The sequence below is a fragment of the Pseudotamlana haliotis genome, assembly GCF_008806375.1.
GTDB classification, from domain to species: domain Bacteria; phylum Bacteroidota; class Bacteroidia; order Flavobacteriales; family Flavobacteriaceae; genus Pseudotamlana; species Pseudotamlana haliotis.
On record NZ_WAAT01000047.1, the window covers coordinates 1 to 16,807 of the forward strand.

19 protein-coding genes are annotated in these 16,807 nt (G+C 36.6%); 8 read left to right on the forward strand and 11 right to left on the reverse strand.

Going from position 1 to position 16,807, the window contains the following annotated elements; all coding sequences use genetic code 11:
• The first annotated feature begins 86 nt into the window (after window positions 1-86).
• Complete coding sequence (gpmI, locus tag F6U93_RS10970; RefSeq protein WP_150939743.1) at window positions 87-1,604, forward strand: 2,3-bisphosphoglycerate-independent phosphoglycerate mutase; 1,518 nt, start codon at window positions 87-89, stop codon at window positions 1,602-1,604.
• A 134-nt stretch (window positions 1,605-1,738) separates the two neighbouring features.
• Window positions 1,739-2,143 (forward strand): BT0820 family HAD-type phosphatase, encoded by a 405-nt coding sequence (locus F6U93_RS10975; protein WP_150939745.1) that lies wholly within the window; start codon window positions 1,739-1,741, stop codon window positions 2,141-2,143.
• A 3-nt stretch (window positions 2,144-2,146) separates the two neighbouring features.
• Here F6U93_RS10975 and F6U93_RS10980 read toward each other — a convergent pair whose 3' ends face one another.
• Complete coding sequence (locus tag F6U93_RS10980) at window positions 2,147-3,418, reverse strand: acetyl-CoA hydrolase/transferase family protein (protein WP_150939747.1); 1,272 nt, start codon at window positions 3,416-3,418, stop codon at window positions 2,147-2,149.
• 123 nt (window positions 3,419-3,541) lie between these two features.
• Between F6U93_RS10980 and map the strand changes: the two genes are divergently transcribed.
• From map to F6U93_RS10995, 3 genes are all read left to right on the forward strand, one after another.
• Complete coding sequence (map, locus tag F6U93_RS10985; protein WP_150939749.1) at window positions 3,542-4,360, forward strand: type I methionyl aminopeptidase; 819 nt, start codon at window positions 3,542-3,544, stop codon at window positions 4,358-4,360.
• 69 nt (window positions 4,361-4,429) lie between these two features.
• The gene (locus F6U93_RS10990; RefSeq protein WP_150939752.1) at window positions 4,430-4,612 is read left to right on the forward strand and encodes a GxxExxY protein; all 183 of its coding nucleotides are present in this window, start codon (window positions 4,430-4,432) and stop codon (window positions 4,610-4,612) included.
• 6 nt (window positions 4,613-4,618) lie between these two features.
• Complete coding sequence (locus F6U93_RS10995; RefSeq protein ID WP_225312674.1) at window positions 4,619-5,395, forward strand: class I SAM-dependent methyltransferase; 777 nt, start codon at window positions 4,619-4,621, stop codon at window positions 5,393-5,395.
• A gap of 202 nt (window positions 5,396-5,597) precedes the next feature.
• Here F6U93_RS10995 and F6U93_RS11005 read toward each other — a convergent pair whose 3' ends face one another.
• Genes F6U93_RS11005 through F6U93_RS11015 form a run of 3 tightly spaced genes read right to left on the reverse strand, consistent with a single transcriptional unit; the run spans window position 5,598 to window position 7,347 of the window.
• Window positions 5,598-5,822: a VF530 family protein gene (locus tag F6U93_RS11005; RefSeq protein WP_150939756.1), complete on the reverse strand. Its 225-nt coding sequence runs from the start codon at window positions 5,820-5,822 to the stop codon at window positions 5,598-5,600.
• A complete protein-coding gene (locus tag F6U93_RS11010; protein WP_150939758.1) occupies window positions 5,803-6,027 on the reverse strand; it encodes a DUF6500 family protein in 225 nt (74 codons plus the stop codon). The genes F6U93_RS11005 and F6U93_RS11010 overlap by 20 nt, the downstream gene beginning before the upstream one ends.
• A gap of 6 nt (window positions 6,028-6,033) precedes the next feature.
• Window positions 6,034-7,347 carry a DEAD/DEAH box helicase gene (locus F6U93_RS11015; protein ID WP_150939760.1) on the reverse strand — a complete coding sequence of 438 codons (1,314 nt, stop codon included), beginning with the start codon at window positions 7,345-7,347 and terminating at the stop codon, window positions 6,034-6,036.
• Between the two features lie 459 nt (window positions 7,348-7,806).
• On the opposite strand from F6U93_RS11015, the gene F6U93_RS11020 reads away from it, so the two are divergent.
• Complete coding sequence (locus tag F6U93_RS11020) at window positions 7,807-7,941, forward strand: 30S ribosomal protein THX (protein WP_150939761.1); 135 nt, start codon at window positions 7,807-7,809, stop codon at window positions 7,939-7,941.
• Window positions 7,942-7,962: 21 nt separating this feature from the next.
• Here F6U93_RS11020 and yaaA read toward each other — a convergent pair whose 3' ends face one another.
• The 5 genes from yaaA to F6U93_RS11045 all read right to left on the reverse strand — a co-directional run bounded on the left by yaaA (window position 7,963) and on the right by F6U93_RS11045 (window position 13,405).
• The gene (yaaA, locus tag F6U93_RS11025; RefSeq protein WP_150939763.1) at window positions 7,963-8,721 is read right to left on the reverse strand and encodes a peroxide stress protein YaaA; all 759 of its coding nucleotides are present in this window, start codon (window positions 8,719-8,721) and stop codon (window positions 7,963-7,965) included.
• Window positions 8,722-8,896: 175 nt separating this feature from the next.
• Window positions 8,897-9,457, reverse strand: a complete 561-nt coding sequence (locus F6U93_RS11030) for a pentapeptide repeat-containing protein (RefSeq protein ID WP_150939765.1) — start codon at window positions 9,455-9,457, stop codon at window positions 8,897-8,899.
• A gap of 287 nt (window positions 9,458-9,744) precedes the next feature.
• Entirely contained in the window at window positions 9,745-11,880 is a 2,136-nt protein-coding gene (gene recQ, locus F6U93_RS11035) for a DNA helicase RecQ (RefSeq protein WP_150939767.1), read from the reverse strand.
• Window positions 11,881-11,913: 33 nt separating this feature from the next.
• A complete protein-coding gene (locus F6U93_RS11040) occupies window positions 11,914-12,711 on the reverse strand; it encodes a lysophospholipid acyltransferase family protein (protein WP_150939769.1) in 798 nt (265 codons plus the stop codon).
• A gap of 46 nt (window positions 12,712-12,757) precedes the next feature.
• A complete protein-coding gene (locus F6U93_RS11045) occupies window positions 12,758-13,405 on the reverse strand; it encodes an NUDIX hydrolase (protein ID WP_150939771.1) in 648 nt (215 codons plus the stop codon).
• A gap of 37 nt (window positions 13,406-13,442) precedes the next feature.
• On the opposite strand from F6U93_RS11045, the gene F6U93_RS11050 reads away from it, so the two are divergent.
• Window positions 13,443-14,162: a peptidylprolyl isomerase gene (locus F6U93_RS11050; RefSeq protein ID WP_150939773.1), complete on the forward strand. Its 720-nt coding sequence runs from the start codon at window positions 13,443-13,445 to the stop codon at window positions 14,160-14,162.
• Here the strand turns inward: F6U93_RS11050 and F6U93_RS11055 are convergent.
• Window positions 14,159-14,782, reverse strand: coding sequence for a trimeric intracellular cation channel family protein (locus tag F6U93_RS11055; protein WP_150939775.1), 624 nt, complete (start codon window positions 14,780-14,782; stop codon window positions 14,159-14,161). The two genes, F6U93_RS11050 and F6U93_RS11055, sit on opposite strands and share 4 nt — an antisense overlap.
• 276 nt (window positions 14,783-15,058) lie before the next feature.
• Window positions 15,059-15,778 carry an RDD family protein gene (locus F6U93_RS11060; RefSeq protein ID WP_150939777.1) on the reverse strand — a complete coding sequence of 240 codons (720 nt, stop codon included), beginning with the start codon at window positions 15,776-15,778 and terminating at the stop codon, window positions 15,059-15,061.
• Window positions 15,779-15,802: 24 nt separating this feature from the next.
• Between F6U93_RS11060 and F6U93_RS11065 the strand changes: the two genes are divergently transcribed.
• Window positions 15,803-16,792 carry a stage II sporulation protein M gene (locus tag F6U93_RS11065; protein ID WP_150939778.1) on the forward strand — a complete coding sequence of 330 codons (990 nt, stop codon included), beginning with the start codon at window positions 15,803-15,805 and terminating at the stop codon, window positions 16,790-16,792.
• The last annotated feature ends 15 nt before the right edge of the window (window positions 16,793-16,807 follow it).

The following is a 16,807-nucleotide window of genomic DNA, read 5'->3' on the forward strand; positions in this document are numbered from 1 at the left end:
AAGGGACTTTTTACCAACCATTTTGTCTATTACATCGAATTTTAACAAAAATCCGTATCTTTGGTTCGTTTTAAAATTTATAAAAAATGAACAAAAAAGTTATCTTAATGATTCTTGACGGATGGGGAAATTCGCCAGATCCAAAAGTTTCAGCAATCGACCACGCAAACATTCCATTTATTGATTCTTTATATACAAAATACCCTTATGCCACTTTACGCACCGACGGTTTACATGTTGGTTTACCGGAAGGACAAATGGGTAACAGTGAAGTTGGGCACATGAATTTAGGTGCCGGACGTATTGTGTATCAAGATTTAGTGAAAGTGAATTTAGCGGTTGAAAACAAAACCCTTAACGACGAAAAAGTGCTTGTTGATGCTTTTGAATACGCTAAAACGAATAATAAAGATGTTCATTTCTTAGGCTTATTAAGTAACGGTGGTGTGCATTCTCACATCAATCACCTTATTGGCTTAGTGGATGCTGCTAATGATTATGGGTTAAAAAACACATACGTACACGGATTTACCGACGGACGTGATGTGGATCCTAAATCTGGTGCTGGATTTGTGAAACAATTAGAATCACATATTGAAGGCTCTAACACTAAAATCGCTACTATTTCAGGACGTTATTACGCCATGGATAGAGACAAGCGTTGGGAACGTGTTAAAGTCGTTTATGACGGATTAGTAAAAGGTGAAGGTGAAAAATCTACAGATATTGCAGCTAGCATTGAAGCTGGATATGCTAATGATATTACCGATGAATTTATCAAGCCAATCATTGCTGTTGACGATAACAACGAACCGATCACCAAAATTAAGAATGGCGACGTTATTATTTTCTTCAACTTTAGAACTGATAGAGGACGTGAGTTAACCGAAGTTTTATCTCAAGAAGATTTTCCTGAGTTTGACATGAAAAAACTTGATTTACACTACGTAACCCTTACCAATTATAACGACACTTACAAAAACGTGAATGTGATTTTCAATAAAGAAAATTTAAGCGAAACTCTAGGTGAAGTTTTAGAAAAACACAATAAAAAGCAAATTAGAATTGCTGAAACTGAAAAATACCCACACGTCACATTCTTTTTCTCTGGCGGAAGAGAAGCCGAGTTTGAAGGTGAAAGCCGTATTTTAAGAAACTCTCCTAAAGTAGCGACCTACGATTTAAAACCTGAAATGAGCGCTTACGAATTACGTGACGCCCTAGTACCAGAACTAGAAAAAAGTGATGTTGATTTTGTATGCTTAAACTTTGCTAATGGTGATATGGTAGGACATACTGGTGTTATGGATGCAGCAATAAAAGCTTGTGAGGCTGTTGATGACTGTGTGAAATCTGTAATCACAACAGCATTAGAAAACGACTATACCACTTTAGTCATCGCCGATCATGGTAACTGTGAAACTATGATTAATCCTGATGGCTCTCCAAATACTGCACACACCACAAACCCGGTGCCAGTGATTTTAGTGGATAATGAATTAAAAGAAATTAAAGACGGAATTTTAGGTGATATGGCGCCTACCATCTTAAAACTTATGGGCGTACCACAACCAGAAGCTATGACTAGACATGCTTTAGTTTAAAATTCTTTTAAATATATTTTACAAAACCCCCACTTTTCGTGGGGTTTTTAATTCTTAACAATTGAATAACTTATAAGCATGGCTAGCTTAAAAATTATTGTATTTTTGCCACAAATATTTGCTTAATTTTATTTATGACATTTAGTAACCAGTTAATTATTGCAGTCGATTTTGACGGCACCATAGTTGAAGACGCTTACCCTAAAGTTGGAAAACCCATGATTTTTGCCTTTGAAACGCTTAAAAAGCTTCAAGAGGATGGGCATCGTCTTATTTTATGGACTTACCGATGTGGTTCAAAATTGGACGACGCTGTAAAATTTTGCGAAGAGAACGGTATTGTATTTTACGCTGTAAACAGTAGTTTTCCAGAGGAAGAATATGATAATTCTGTAAGCCGAAAAATTAACGCCGATTTATTTATAGACGACCGAAACATTGGTGGTTTTATTGGTTGGGGTGAAGTGTATCAAAAACTCACTAATACGGAAGCCCCTATTCCTAAAAAGAAAAAAGGCCTCTTCGGATTATTTAGTTAATTATTAATTTCGAGTTAACTCAAAATACGTTTTATCTACAGTTTCTCTATGATCAGGGTGTGCAATATTCACTAACGCTTTCACCCTTTCTTTAATTGTTTTTCCAAATAAATTGGCCACACCATATTCTGTGACCACATAATGCACATGTGGTCTTGTAGTTACAACCCCGGCACCATGATTTAAGGCTGACACAATTCGACTAATCCCTTTTGAGGTTGTTGAGGGTAAAGCCATAATGGATTTTCCGCCTTCACTCAATGCAGACCCACGCATAAAATCAAGTTGCCCACCAACTCCAGAATACATTTTAGAGCCTAAGGAATCAGCACAAACTTGCCCGGTAACATCAACTTCTAAAGCAGAATTTATAGCCACCATCCTAGGGTTTTGCTTAATCACAGCCACCTCATTGGTATAGTCACAAGAACGCATTTCAACAAAAGGGTTGTCATCTATATAATCATACAAACGCTTAGACCCCATAACAAAAGTCGTTAGAGCACGTCCAGGACCAACGCCTTTATAGTTTCCGTTAATCACATTATCTAAAATTAAATCGATCACCCCATCTGAAAACATTTCGGTATGAAGTCCTAAATCTTTATGATTTTTTAATCGTGATAATACGGCATTCGGGATACTTCCCACTCCCATTTGCAGTGTACTTCTATCTTCTATTAGATTCGCGATATAATCCCCAATTTTATTTTCAATAGCATTAGGCGCGCCATAAATATGCGTTGGAATTGGCACATTACCCTCTACAAATAGGTCGATTTCAGAATAATGAATCAAGCCATCACCATGAGTTCTTGGCATGTGTTCGTTCACTTGTGCTATCACCGTTTTAGCATTATCAATAGCTGCTAAAGTCGCTTCCACAGAAACCCCTAATGAACAATAGCCGTGTTTATCTGGTACAGAAACATGAATTAAAGCCACATCTAAAGGCACGACATTCCGTTTAAAAAGCAGAGGCAATTCACTTAAAAAAACAGGCGTATAAGAACCATTCCCAGCCGCAATGGTATGACGCACATTCTTTCCAATAAAAAATGAGTTCACATGAAAACTATCAAGAAGTTCGGGGTTCGCGTAGGGTGCATCACCTTCAACATGTAAATGACAAACCTCAACATTTCGAAGTTCCTCGTGTCTATCAGTCATTGCTTGCAACAACAATTGTGGTGCTGCGGCAGCTGCTTGCACATAAACACGATCGTTACTTTTTATCACTTTCACAGCATCTGTTACACTCACAACCTTATACATACCCTATAATTTTATGGTACAAAATTACTCAAAAGGGGGAGTCTAAAAGCTGTCAAAAGTCAGTTAAAACACTAAAAAAGAATCGTTAAAATTGAGTACCTTTGCATTCCTATATTTATAATTATGATTATTGTTAAAACAAAAGAAGAGATTGAATTAATGCGCGAAAGTGCGTTAATCGTATCGAAAACTTTAGGCGAAATTGCAAAGCACATTAAACCAGGTGTTACAACGCTTCAATTAGATAAAATTGCTGAAGAACACATTAGAGATCACGGTGCGATTCCTGGATTTTTAGGATTATATGATTTCCCGAATACCCTTTGTATGAGTCCGAATTCACAAGTGGTACACGGTATACCTAATGGAGACCCGCTAGAAGAAGGAGACATTATCTCCATCGATTGCGGGGCTTTAAAAAATGGTTTTTACGGTGATCACGCTTATACTTTTGCTATTGGTGAAATCGCCCCAGAAACTGAAAAACTACTTCAGGTCACTAAAGAATCTTTGTACGTAGGGATTAGAGAATTTAAAGCTAACAATCGTGTTGGTGATGTGGGTTATGCCATTCAGAAATACTGTGAAGACCACGGCTACGGTGTGGTTCGTGAATTGGTCGGTCACGGTTTAGGAAGCACCATGCACGAAGATCCAGAAATGCCAAATTATGGTAAACGCGGTCGCGGAAAGAAATTTGTTGACGGCATGGTGGTTGCCATTGAACCAATGATTAACTTAGGAACACAACGCATCAAACAACACAGGGACGGTTGGACCATTACTACTTTAGATAATAAACCTTCGGCACACTTTGAACATGATGTAGCCCTTGTTGATGGTAAACCTGAGTTATTATCTACCTTTGGTTATATCTATGAAGCTTTAGGGATTCAAAGCAATGAAGAGGATGAATTCCGTAAAGAGGCTTTAGTACTTTAAATTTTTAGACACAGATTTCACGGATTTTCACAGATTACTTACTCTACTCTTAGAGGCGACAAATTAATTATGCACAATTTCCCATACAAAGACGACACCTACAAAATTATTGGAGCATGTATGGCTGTTCATAGAGAATTAGGAAAAGGGTTCAACGAAATAGTGTATGGTGATGCTCTTGAAATTGAATTAACAGATAACAATATTAATTTCGGAGAAGACAGCTTAAAATACAAACGCGTAATACTTTAAAAACCTGTGAAATCTGTGTCTGAAAAAGCTTTCAAACTAATCCTTAACACCATCCCAAGACCACTATTAATAAGGCTTAGCTATGTGGTTCGTCCTGTTTTGGCTTCCTTTCTAAAAGGCACAAACTTTACAGATCCTATAGATGGAAAAAGTTTTAAAAGCTTCCTACCTTACGGCTATGGAAATCAACGAAACAATGTTTTATCGCCCTCAACACTATCTTTAGAACGCCATCGTTTGCTTTGGTTATACTTAAAGAACGACACCGAGTTCTTCACTAAAAACCTTAAGGTTCTGCATTTTGCCCCAGAGCAAGCTTTTTATAAGCGCTTCAGAACGATGAAAAATTTAGATTATGTAACAACAGATTTAAATTCACCGTTAGCAGATGTTAAAGCAGACATCTGTAGCCTGCCTTTTAAAGATGGAGAATTTGACCTTATTCTATGCAATCACGTTTTAGAACATATTCCCGATGACACCAAGGCCATGCAAGAGCTTTACAGGGTCATGAAAAAAGGTGGCATGGGTATTTTTCAGATTCCGCAGGAACTAGATCGCGCAGTTACTTTTGAAGATAATTCTATTACCGATAAAAAAGAACGCGCTAAAATATTCGGACAATACGATCATGTACGTGTTTATGGGCGTGATTATTTCGACAAACTTAGAAGTATCGGATTTACTGTTGAAGAAGTCGATTATACAGCAAAGCTTTCCGAAGAAACTATTGAGAAATACTGCTTAGCTAAAGGTGAAATCATTCCGGTGGTTTTTAAATAGTTGTTGGTTGTTGGTTGTTGGTTGTTGGTTGTTGGTTGGTGGTTGTTGGTTGTTGGTTGTTGGTTGTTGGTTGTTGGTTAAAAAACCAAACTTAAAACAAGCAAACAAAAAAACAGAACTTTTTGTCACACTGAGCCTGTCGAAGTGCTAATAAAAAAAACTTTCAAACTCTGAATATTTGATGTTTTTATACTGTGGAAATTTACCTCCTATTCTTCAACATCTTCAAATACATGTTTTCCACTTTGGTTCTAGCCCAAGGCGTTCTACGAAGAAATTTTAAACTAGACTTCACGGAAGGATTATCCGTGAAGCATCTAATTTTTATAGTATAGCCCATATACTCCCAACCATAATGCGCCACCAAATCGTTAATGATTTGTTCGAGCTTTACACCGTGTAACGGATTATTTGGTTGTGTTTCCAAGGACTAATTGTTTAATTTTTATAGCTTTTTCAAAATGATCAAGTTGGTGAGTTTCAATCCACCACCTTGCAGCTTCCATCAGTAATTCTGGATTATCATTTTTATTTTTAAAAAATGCATAAAATGACACACCAACATTTTCACCTTTAGCTGCAATCTTTTTATTGCAAACCTCTAGAATTTTATCTTTTAAAACTTGTTGCAAAACCGCTTATCTTCTGTTGTCGTTACTACGATTCGGGCGTCTAGATTTACTATTTCTATTCCCTGAGTTTCTGTTAGAACTTCTGCTTGAATTCCCAGAATTTCCTCCTGAACCACTAGCACTTTTTTTACGAGGTGCTCGGTTTTGACGATTCTGCCCTGGTCTAATTGGCGCTGTTGAAGCATTCGGGTCAGGCTCAAAACCTTCCACAATTTCAACAGGCAATTTGATATCAATTAATTTTTCAATATCTCTTAAGAAAGTCGTTTCATCGGCAGACACTAAAGAAATTGCCTGACCTTTGGCTCCTGCTCTACCTGTTCTACCAATACGGTGTACGTAATCTTCTGAAACATTAGGCAATTCAAAATTAATAACATGCGGTAATAACGGAATATCTAAGCCTCGTGCAGCAATATCGGTAGCTACTAAAACACGTACACGCCCCGATTTAAAACCAGCCAGAGCTTTGGTTCTAGCACCCTGACTTTTATTACCGTGAATGGCAGCAGCGGTTATCCCCGCTTTAGCCATTTTTTCACATAACTTATTGGCACCGTGTTTCGTTCGTGTAAATACTAAAACTTGTTTCCAGTTGCCTTCTGAAATCAGTTTAATAATCAAACCAGTTTTTAATCCTTTAGCTACACGGTACACTTTCTGTGAAATCGCTTCAACAGTCGTGTTTTCTGGTGTAGCTTCCACTTGAACCGGATGATTCAAAATGCCATGGGCTAACTTCTTGATATCTTTTGAAAAGGTTGCCGAAAACATCAAATTCTGACGCTTCTCTGGCATGCTTTTAATCACTTTTTCAATATCTCTTAAAAAACCCATATCTAACATACGGTCGGCTTCATCAAGTACAAAAATCTCAACACGTTTAAGAGATAATAAACCTTGACTTTGTAAATCTAACAAACGCCCTGGAGTGGCCACTAAAACATCAACCCCTTGACGAATGGTTGCAGCCTGTGGTTTTTGGTTAACACCACCAAAAATAACGGCGCTACGCAAGTTTAAAAACTCACTATATTCTTTAACATTCACATAGACTTGCGCCGCTAATTCACGCGTTGGCGTTAAAATTAAAGCACGAATAGGTCTGTATTTAGCTTTCGGATTTTCAGAAAGTATATGTAAAAGCGGTAAGGTAAAACCTGCTGTTTTTCCCGTTCCTGTTTGCGCCGATGCTAAAACATCGTGTCCTTCTAAAACTGGAGGTATGGCTTTTTGTTGTATTGGAGATGGTGTAGTGTATCCTTTTTTGCTAATCGCTTTTAGCAAGGCATCAGATAAGCCTAAAGATTGAAATGACATATATTTTGTTTATGAAGCACACATACAAAAATTTATAGTCTACTTCTTTAAGAGGGCAAATGTACAGCTAATTTTGGCAATTGCGTTTAAATACTTGTGCTTGTGTAAAAATTTGTTATTTTAAACTTTAGAGAATAGTTGGGAGTTTTGTAATTTTAAGTTGAATTTTGTAACATTAATAATTATTGGGAAAATGTTCTCGACTCCGCTCGAACACCAGTTCAGTTAGTGTTTCATGACGGTCTTCGAGCGGAGTCGAGAAGTAATCTAAAGTAAGTTCTTAATAGGCTTGGTTCAACCGAAATCTACATGACGCGATTTGAGTAGTTTGATTATGAGACCCTGAAATAAATTCAGGGTGACGTGGCACTGATAATCATGAGTGGTACTCAACAACCCCGCGAAGCTAATTTTCAAGTTCATAAAAAATTCCGCGAAAGCGAAAAAACAATATAAAAAATGGGAAAAGGAGATAAAAAAACAAAACGAGGTAAAATCTACAGAGGCACTTTTGGCGTACGACGCCCTAAAATAAAAAAGAAGCCTTCAATAGAACAAAAAATTGGCATTGGAAACAAAGCGCAACCTAAATAGATTGCGCTTTATTTTTCTTAGTTACCTAATAAAAACCAAATCGTTTTCTTTAGACATTTCTTCACTTAGGCCATAACCTTCGTAGTTAAAACCTTTTAAATCATCAATGGTTTTTGCGTTGGTATCAACCACGTAACGCGCCATTAATCCGCGAGCGGCTTTAGCATAAAATGAAATCATTTTATATTCGCCGTTTTTAAAATCTTTGAAATTCGCAGTTACCACAGGAACCTTCAAGGCTTTGGTATCAACCGCTTTAAAATATTCGTTACTGGCTAAGTTTAAAAATAGCTCATCGTCTTCTAACTCTTCGTTTAGCGCTTTGGTGATGTCTTTTTTCCAGAATTCGTAAAGATTCTTTTTAACGCCCACAGGAAATTTAGTTCCCATTTCCAGACGGTAAGGCTGTATTAAATCGGTTGGTTTTAAAACCCCGTACAATCCTGAAAGAATACGAACGGTATTTTGCAGGTTTTCTATTTTTTCTTCAGGAATGGTATAAGCATCTAAACCACGGTACACATCACCGTTAAAGGCATAGACAGCAGGTCTGGCATTATCTGTTGTAAAAGGCAATCCCCACTCTTGGTTACGTTCGTAATTTAACTGCCCTAAAGCATCAGAAATACTCATGAGTTTCGATAAACTTTTAGCTGATTTCTTTTTTAATAATTTATTTAAACGCTCTGATTGTATTAAAAACTGAGGTTCTGTATGTTGTTTTGTAGGCAATTCACTTTCAAAGTCTAAGGATTTTGCCGGAGATATCACTAGTTTCATAAATAGGTATTTGTCTGTTTTCGCTTTCGCGGAATTTATATCCAACACAAACGAAATCTTTTACTTTCAGTTCAAATTTACAACACCTTGGCTACTTTTTAAATGTTCTCTGAGCATTTTTTATGATACCGCTATAAACTGAATTGATTATACACTCTGAAAGTATAAGGATTTACTATTCAATAATGATTTTATGATGATTTAAAAGGCCTGAAACACCTTCCAAAGAAAATTTAGCCCCTTTCATTCTATTGTTTTCAGGGTTCAAACTGTAATTTATAGCTGTTCTGAAGTCCGTAAGCTCTAATATACTTCGGCTAAAAACAGCATGTTTAAGGTCGCAGTCATTAAAAATCACCCCGCTTAAGTCTGCTTCGGAAAAATCTACGTTTCCAAGATGAACACCTAAAAACTCTGTGTTTTTTAAATCCATTTGATAGAAAGAACTATGGTTTAAGTTAGAATTATTAAACTGAACCGAAAACCCAAACGCATCACAAGATTCCAAATGCAAGCCCAGCATTTTACAATCTTGAAATGTCACATCTTGAAAGGAGCTTCCTAAAATATTAGCTGAGCTTATGTTGCAATCGATGAATTCACATTCTAAAAAGCGCACGCTATTTAAAAAAGCGTTTGAAAAGTTACAACTCGTAAAAGTACAGTATTCATAATCGTTTATTGGTAAACGATTTTCTGTAAAATCTTGTTTGTTGAAATTTTGGTCTTCTACCATGGGTTAAATATATAAAACTTGGAAGGTATTGATTAAGACATCTAATGTTCATTTTCCGGCTTAATTATGCTAAAAAAGTTCTCGACTCCGCTCGAACACCGGAAATAAACAACTTTAGAGAAAGTGTTCGAGCGGAGTCGAGAACCTGTATTATTTATAATAAAACCCAAACCTTTACCTCAAAATCAGTTGGTTAATCCATAACAAACTTGAGCTTCTTTATGCGCCCCTGAAACGAGTTGAGGGTGACGTTCGCAATGTTCATTACACACTAAGGGTATTTAAAATTAATTTTTATCCACCACACTCAATGCCAAACGAATTTTAAAATAATCTAAATCGCCATCAAGATAATCATAATAAGGTTTTAATGCGGAAGGTGCTTCCAATACAGTTTTTGCTTTTTGTACGGCTTCAACCTCGCTTTTAGATACAAAATCGTATATGTTGACCGCTTTTCCTGTACTATATAGTTTAGCTATATGCGAGTAAATGGTTGTTGTGGAGAGCTTGCGCTCTACCGAAATCTCTTCAATAGTGCGTCCGTTTTTATAGAGGTCGTAAGTCACTAAATGTGTAGCTTTCTTTCTAGGTTTCTTCACTTTTGAACCCATAAAATCAAGTATTTCAGCAATAAACTCATCGCCATAAACCTCAAGCTTACGCTGCCCTACTCCACTGATGCTTAAAAAATCGTCTTCACTTAATGGGCGTTCACGCTCAATTTCCTTTAAAGTCGCATCACTAAACACGAGGTAAGCCGGAATGTTTTCTTCTAAAGCAATTTTATAACGCAATTGTCTTAAACGCTCAAACAAGGTGTTCTCTCGTTTTTTAACCGCTGGTTTGGTTCTTGTTTTAGGCTTACGTTTAACGCGTTCCTTAACTTTAGGCTCCGGAATATGAACTGGTTTAGTTAGTGATACTTTAGCGCCTTCAAAGAGTACTTTTTTAGAGAATTCGGTAAGACGAAGCACGTTATTTTGATGAAAGGCAATTTCGCAAAAGCCTTGATTAATCAATTGAATGATTAAATGTTGCCAATCGCGATAAGCAATATCTCTACCAATTCCGAAGGTTTTAAGTTGATGATACCCCTTGTCTATAACGCCTGCATTTTGCGAACCACGAAGCACATCGATAATCATACCTATGGCTTCAGATTCTTTTAGGCGATAAACAGCAGAAAGAATTTTTTGAGCGATGATGGTGCCGTCAAAAAATTGTGGTGGGTTTTTACACACATCACAGTTTCCGCAGTTTTCAGCAAGTAGTTCACCAAAATAACTCAATAGAATTTTTCTTCTACAGGTGGTGGCCTCACTAAACTGCTTCATGCGGTCGAGTTTGGCAATTTGAAATTCTTCATTTGAAGCCCCACTAGCGAAATTCCGTAGCTGAATAACATCAGCATAACTGTGAAAAAGCAACGCCCTTGATTGGAGTCCGTCACGACCCGCTCGGCCAATTTCTTGATAATAGCCTTCAATGTTTTTAGGCATGTTATAATGCACCACCCAACGCACGTTGGATTTATCGATACCCATTCCAAAGGCTACGGTTGCACAAACAATCTGTGTTTTATCATACACAAATGACTCTTGTACTTTAGAACGTTCGTCAAAACTCAAACCTGCGTGGTAGGCTTTCGCCGCTATACCATTAGTTTTTAGTTTTTTAGATAACTGCTCGGTGGTTTTTCGGCTTAGGCAATAGATAATTCCTGATTGTCCTTCATTTTGCTTAATAAACTTAACGATTTGAGAAATTCTGTTATCTGCTGGACGTACTTCCAATTCGATATTTTGCCTATCAAAAGACGAAATAAACTGCTGGGCGTGTTCTATTCGTAATTGTTTGGCAATATCACTACGTGTCGCTTTATCGGCTGTGGCTGTTAAAGCAATAAACGGCGTATTGGGCAATGTTGATTTTAAAAAGCCTAATTGTTGATAAGATGGCCTAAAATCATGTCCCCACGATGAAATACAATGCGCTTCATCAATGGCCACACAACTTATGTATTTTTCTGTGATAATATTTTGAAGCGCTGCTAAACTTTCTGGGGCGACATAAAGGAGTTTTAAATCGGCGTGAACAACACGCTCGATAATGGCTTGTTGTTCTGTGGCATCCTGACTGCTATTAAAATAAGACGCCGGAATTCCGTTGGCATTTAAACCATCAACCTGGTCTTTCATCAAGGCGATTAACGGTGAGATGACCAAAGTCACCCCAGAAAAACTCATGGCTGGCAATTGAAAACAAATGGATTTTCCGCCACCAGTAGGCATGATGACCAAGCAGTCTTTTTTACTTAAAACCGTTTCAATGATGTCTTGTTGCTGGGCACGAAAACTATCGTATCCGAAATAGGTTTTTAAATTTGAAAATAGTTGTTCCTGAAGCTGAGTTGTTTGCATTAAGCCTTTTAAAAAATCGTTTTTAGAGGTGAATTACCACTCTCTTAATTTATTTATGGCTTCTTGTGCTTCCAGCTCTTTACGAGAAATTACCTTTAAAAATGATGGATGCTGCTCAATGGCATACTCAATTTTAGTAATGATATCATCAGTAGTATCATTTTCATAATCTATTTCTAAAGGTTCTTTAATTTCAAAAGATTGTAGAATATTTTTCTTTTTAATACGTAAGCCTTTTTTATCGAATGAACGACGAAAACCATCGATAACGATAGGCACTACAATAGGTTTGTAACGTTTAATAATATGCGCAGTTCCCTTTCTAACCGGCTTAAAAGGTGTGGTTGTTCCTTGCGGAAAAGTGATTACCCAACCATCGTCAAGTGCTTTTCCAATGCTTGAAATGTCACTCATTTTCACTTGTCGGTTCACATCTTGACCTTGAGAACGCCAAGTTCTTTCAATACTAATAGACCCCATATAAGCCAAGATTTTAGGTAGCAAACCTGCTTTCATGGTTTCTTTTGCGGCGACGTAATAAATATTCAGCTTGGGATTCCAGATGTAACCCACATTTTTAATCGAATCAACACGGCCACTTAAACTCGCGTTAAACACGTGAAACATGGAAACCACGTCAGCAAAATAAGTTTGGTGATTTGAAATGAATAATACGTTTTTGTCTGGCAGTCCTTTAATGACTTCTGAACCTTCAATTTGAAGTTCGTTAAACCCTCTAAAACGTCTATGTGTAAGTAGGCCGAATATTCTAATCAGCCATTTTTTTATTATTAATATGTGTCCGAATGGATTTTTCTTAAACAATCCCATGAATCCTACTTCAATTTTTCTGTTGGTGATGCAAATGTAGTAAATATCACAGATTATATGCGGCTTTTAGTAGGTCTTTAATTTCACTGAGCATCATGGCTGTAGCGCCCCAAACAATGTGGCCGTTTAATTTAAAAGCAGGCACCTCAACTTCAAGACTGTAGGAGCTTTTTACTTTTTGGGTTACCATGACACTATCATCTAAAAAATGACTTAAAGACACCTCGATAACAGCTTCAACTTCATCAGTTTGTCTTACAAATTTTGGCATTTTATGAGTGAGCCCAATATAAGGCTGCACATAAAAATTACTCGGTGGAATATAAACCTGTGAAAGTTTTTTAATGATTTCCATATCAGCAATAGGCACACCAACCTCTTCAAAGGTTTCACGCAAGGCTGTTTTTTCTAGTGATTCATCTTCGGCTTCATAGCGTCCGCCAGGGAAAGCCACTTGAGCCGAGTGCACCCCTTTATAAGTATTTCTAAGAATTAAAACAAAATGCGTTTCGTTGTTTTTATTAGGATAAAAAAGCGCTAAAACCCCTGCTAATTTAGCATCTTTAATCTCTTTTTGTAGATTTCTTAAACGTTCATGACGGAAGGCTGGCACCATTTTAAACTGTGATGTTTCGCCTAGTACCGGTATATTTTCTATTTTTGGAAGCGTTTGTAAAAATGTATCAAAATTCATTTGAAGCTATTTTCAGTGGATAACAAAATTAAAATTAATGAAGTTTAAACTTATTTTTTGTTTTTTATTTCTTCTTCTAAACTGTGAAGATAAACAAAGTAAAAAGAAAAATACGCCTGAAACTAAAGCCGAAACATCAAATGAAACACCTGTAGAAGAAACAGAAAAACAAACTACAAGCACCAATGAAATCACTCGGGAATTCCCAAAACTTACCGATGATAATGCCATGGATTTCTTCTTGGAATACAACAAGCATCACAAGGAAAACAAGGTAAGAATCACCACCGATTTTGGCGATATCGATATCCTTTTATATGACGAAACTAGGTTTCACCGCTCTAACTTTATTTGGCTGACCAAGCAAAGGTATTTTAATGGCACACAATTTTACCGAGTCATTGATAATTTCATGATTCAAGGCGGAAACAGCGACGATAAAGAAACCGCCAGAAAACGAAATTATATTGGCAAATACCTGCTTCCTCCAGACACTAAGCGTGGTTTCAAACACGACAGAGGTGTGATTTCTATGCCAAGTAGTGATATTGACAATCCGCATAAACTGGCATCGCCTTATGAATTTTTTATAGTTCAACAGGAAGGCGGCTCCCATTTTTTAGATGGTGATTATACCATATTCGGACATGTCATCAAAGGTATGGATGTGGTTGATAAAATTGCAGCTGTTGAAACCGACGAAGCCGACTGGCCCAACCAAAATATTTACATCAAAGCGGTTAAAATTATAGATTAGTTTGACAAAAAATCACTTGAATTTCCATATAAATTTGGTAAAGTAATTTTAAAAATCACCGCTAATAGGCGTACTGCAATCACTACAAGACCTGCAATAATAAAGATATAATCTCCTTCAATAGGTAAATATTGTAATATGAAATAAGTGATACCCCCTAATAGACATGCAGTGGCATAAATTTCTTTTCTAAAAATCACAGGAATTTCATTGCACAAGACATCACGAACCACCCCGCCAAAACAAGCGGTTATAGTGCCTATAGCTATACAATTTAGGGGATGTAAACCCACACTTATGGCACGCTCTACCCCTACTACAGTATACAAACCGATACCAATGGTATCAAACAAAAATAAAGAGGTGCGTAAATAATTAAGTTTACTTCTAAAGACAATAGCAAAAACCGAAGCCCCTAAAATCACATAGGTATATAGAATATCGGTCATCCAACTCACTGGAGTTTGTCCTATAAGTAAATCTCGTAAAGTACCACCCCCTACAGATGTGACGAAAGCAATAATTATAATTCCAAAAAAATCCATGCGTTTTTTTAGAGCAATTAAAACACCTGAAATGGCAAAGGCCGCGGTTCCAAAAACTTCAATAAAATAAAACATAGTACCTCCCTTAATTTATACGTTCTTAAACTATGCCAATTCAACTATATAATGCCCCATATAATTTGTTTCTTTTTCGCCCATATTTCAATATAAAATAAAACCGTAGCTAACGCTACCCGCCTGCCGGCGGTCAGGTGCTTCGTTTTTCTATCTCATCTGAACAAAAAATAATTCAAATTAAAAATACGACATGATACACTTAAATTGGTATTAATGATTTGACTATAGCTTATCTAAGCATATATTTTTCGCGGCGCGAAAGTAAGCTTCATTTTACATATTTTGAGTATAAAAATTATAATCTTTTAAAATAACATTTATAAACTCCATATCAGTAGACTGTTTAACGTCTTTGATGCCTGCCACCTCCTTAATTTTCTCACGTAATTTAATCAAGGTTTTATAATCATTAGTTTGTTTTGAGGTGTAAAAAGTCTCTTTAATAATACGAGCATCGTTATCAGAAAGCTTAATCACACTAGGGTAAGTTGGTTTATAGTTTTCAGCTAAGTCTTCTAAAATCGTATTTTTTATGGTCACTTGATCTTTCAAAACAATAACTGCTGTTCCGGCGGCCATGTCACCAATTCGTTGTGTTTTTTTATTGGCCGACATTACAAAAAAGCCCAAACCAAGAATATAAACATCTACAATTCTGAAAAACCAACGCACCACATAATCGGAAAAGGACGCCTGATAGCCATCTATTTTCACCACGCGAATTTTCATGATGCGCTTCCCCAGTGTTTGTCCGTTAAAAAGTGATTCCAAAGCTAAAGTATAAAACATGACTGGAAAACTAAGCACGGTATTAATGGCAATTTGCGACCACTGGTCCATATTATCAAAGGCTCCAAAGAAATTTCCGAGAATCATTAAATACCCGATTTTAATAGCCATATCGATAATAAAAGCTAATAAACGCTCCCCTGATCCAGCTGCCTTAAAGGATATTTTTACATTTTGAGTGGTGTTAATTTGTAACTCTGACATTTTATATTTTATTTTATCAAATATATGAGGGAAGTTTCATTCATCAAGCAAAATAAGGAAAAATGGTTGAGTTTCGAAAAAGCTATTTTTAATAACGACTTTGAAAACCCAGATGACCTGGCCGATCAATACATTCATGTGGTAAATGATTTGGCCTATGCACAAACCTATTACCCCAAAAGTAAAGTCGTTACTTACCTCAACCAATTAGCAGCCAAAGCCTTTCAAAAGATTTACAAAACCAAACGCGAAGACACCAGTAGAATTGTCTCTTTTTGGAAAACCGAAGTACCACTCATTTGTTATCAGTTTCGAAAATTTATATACATCGCCTTTATCATCTTTTTTGTGTTCACCTCTATAGGTGTTATTTCAGCAGCTAATGATGGTGAATTTGTACGTTCTATTTTAGGTGATGCTTATGTAAACATGTCTTTAGAAAATATTGCCGCTGGTGATCCAGTAGCAGTTTACAAAAGTGGTAGCAACTGGGGCAGTTTTATTGGTATTACCAAAAACAATCTAAAAGTTGGGATTATCGCCTTTATTTTGGGCGTATTTTTAGGTGTCGGCACATTATACATCATGTTTAAAAACTGCATCATGCTAGGCTCTTTTCAGTACTTTTTCTATGAAAAAAATGTATTTTGGGAAAGTGTTCGCGGCATCTGGATTCATGGGGCTATGGAAATTTTCGCCATAGTTATTGAAGCCGCAGCCGGTTTAATCTTGGGCGCAAGTATCTTGTTTCCTGGAACCCATTCTAGATATACCTCCTTTAAACAAGGGGCTAAAACTGGGGTTAAAATACTCATTAGCACCTTTCCATTTACCTTTGCTGCTGGTTTTTTGGAAGGTTTTATTACACGATATTCCAACATAATGCCACATTGGCTATCGGTTTTAATTATTTTAAGCACACTCAGTTTAATTAGCTATTATTATTTAATTTACCCTTTTAAAGTTCAGAAACAAATCACCCAAATCACATCTACACCTACTTTAGCCCATTGAAATTCACCCGAGCAT

What these genes read in the sequence shown, in the direction of transcription:
- gpmI (WP_150939743.1), top strand. Translation starts at nt 87, where the DNA reads ATGAACAAAAAAGTTATCTTAATGATTCTTGACGGATGGGGAAATTCG.
- F6U93_RS10975 (WP_150939745.1), top strand. Translation starts at nt 1,739, where the DNA reads ATGACATTTAGTAACCAGTTAATTATTGCAGTCGATTTTGACGGCACC.
- F6U93_RS10980 (WP_150939747.1), bottom strand. Translation starts at nt 3,418, where the DNA reads ATGTATAAGGTTGTGAGTGTAACAGATGCTGTGAAAGTGATAAAAAGT.
- map (WP_150939749.1), top strand. Translation starts at nt 3,542, where the DNA reads ATGATTATTGTTAAAACAAAAGAAGAGATTGAATTAATGCGCGAAAGT.
- F6U93_RS10990 (WP_150939752.1), top strand. Translation starts at nt 4,430, where the DNA reads ATGCACAATTTCCCATACAAAGACGACACCTACAAAATTATTGGAGCA.
- F6U93_RS11015 (WP_150939760.1), bottom strand. Translation starts at nt 7,347, where the DNA reads ATGTCATTTCAATCTTTAGGCTTATCTGATGCCTTGCTAAAAGCGATT.
- F6U93_RS11020 (WP_150939761.1), top strand. Translation starts at nt 7,807, where the DNA reads ATGGGAAAAGGAGATAAAAAAACAAAACGAGGTAAAATCTACAGAGGC.
- yaaA (WP_150939763.1), bottom strand. Translation starts at nt 8,721, where the DNA reads ATGAAACTAGTGATATCTCCGGCAAAATCCTTAGACTTTGAAAGTGAA.
- F6U93_RS11030 (WP_150939765.1), bottom strand. Translation starts at nt 9,457, where the DNA reads ATGGTAGAAGACCAAAATTTCAACAAACAAGATTTTACAGAAAATCGT.
- recQ (WP_150939767.1), bottom strand. Translation starts at nt 11,880, where the DNA reads ATGCAAACAACTCAGCTTCAGGAACAACTATTTTCAAATTTAAAAACC.
- F6U93_RS11040 (WP_150939769.1), bottom strand. Translation starts at nt 12,711, where the DNA reads ATGGGATTGTTTAAGAAAAATCCATTCGGACACATATTAATAATAAAA.
- F6U93_RS11045 (WP_150939771.1), bottom strand. Translation starts at nt 13,405, where the DNA reads ATGAATTTTGATACATTTTTACAAACGCTTCCAAAAATAGAAAATATA.
- F6U93_RS11050 (WP_150939773.1), top strand. Translation starts at nt 13,443, where the DNA reads ATGAAGTTTAAACTTATTTTTTGTTTTTTATTTCTTCTTCTAAACTGT.
- F6U93_RS11055 (WP_150939775.1), bottom strand. Translation starts at nt 14,782, where the DNA reads ATGTTTTATTTTATTGAAGTTTTTGGAACCGCGGCCTTTGCCATTTCA.
- F6U93_RS11060 (WP_150939777.1), bottom strand. Translation starts at nt 15,778, where the DNA reads ATGTCAGAGTTACAAATTAACACCACTCAAAATGTAAAAATATCCTTT.
- F6U93_RS11065 (WP_150939778.1), top strand. Translation starts at nt 15,803, where the DNA reads ATGAGGGAAGTTTCATTCATCAAGCAAAATAAGGAAAAATGGTTGAGT.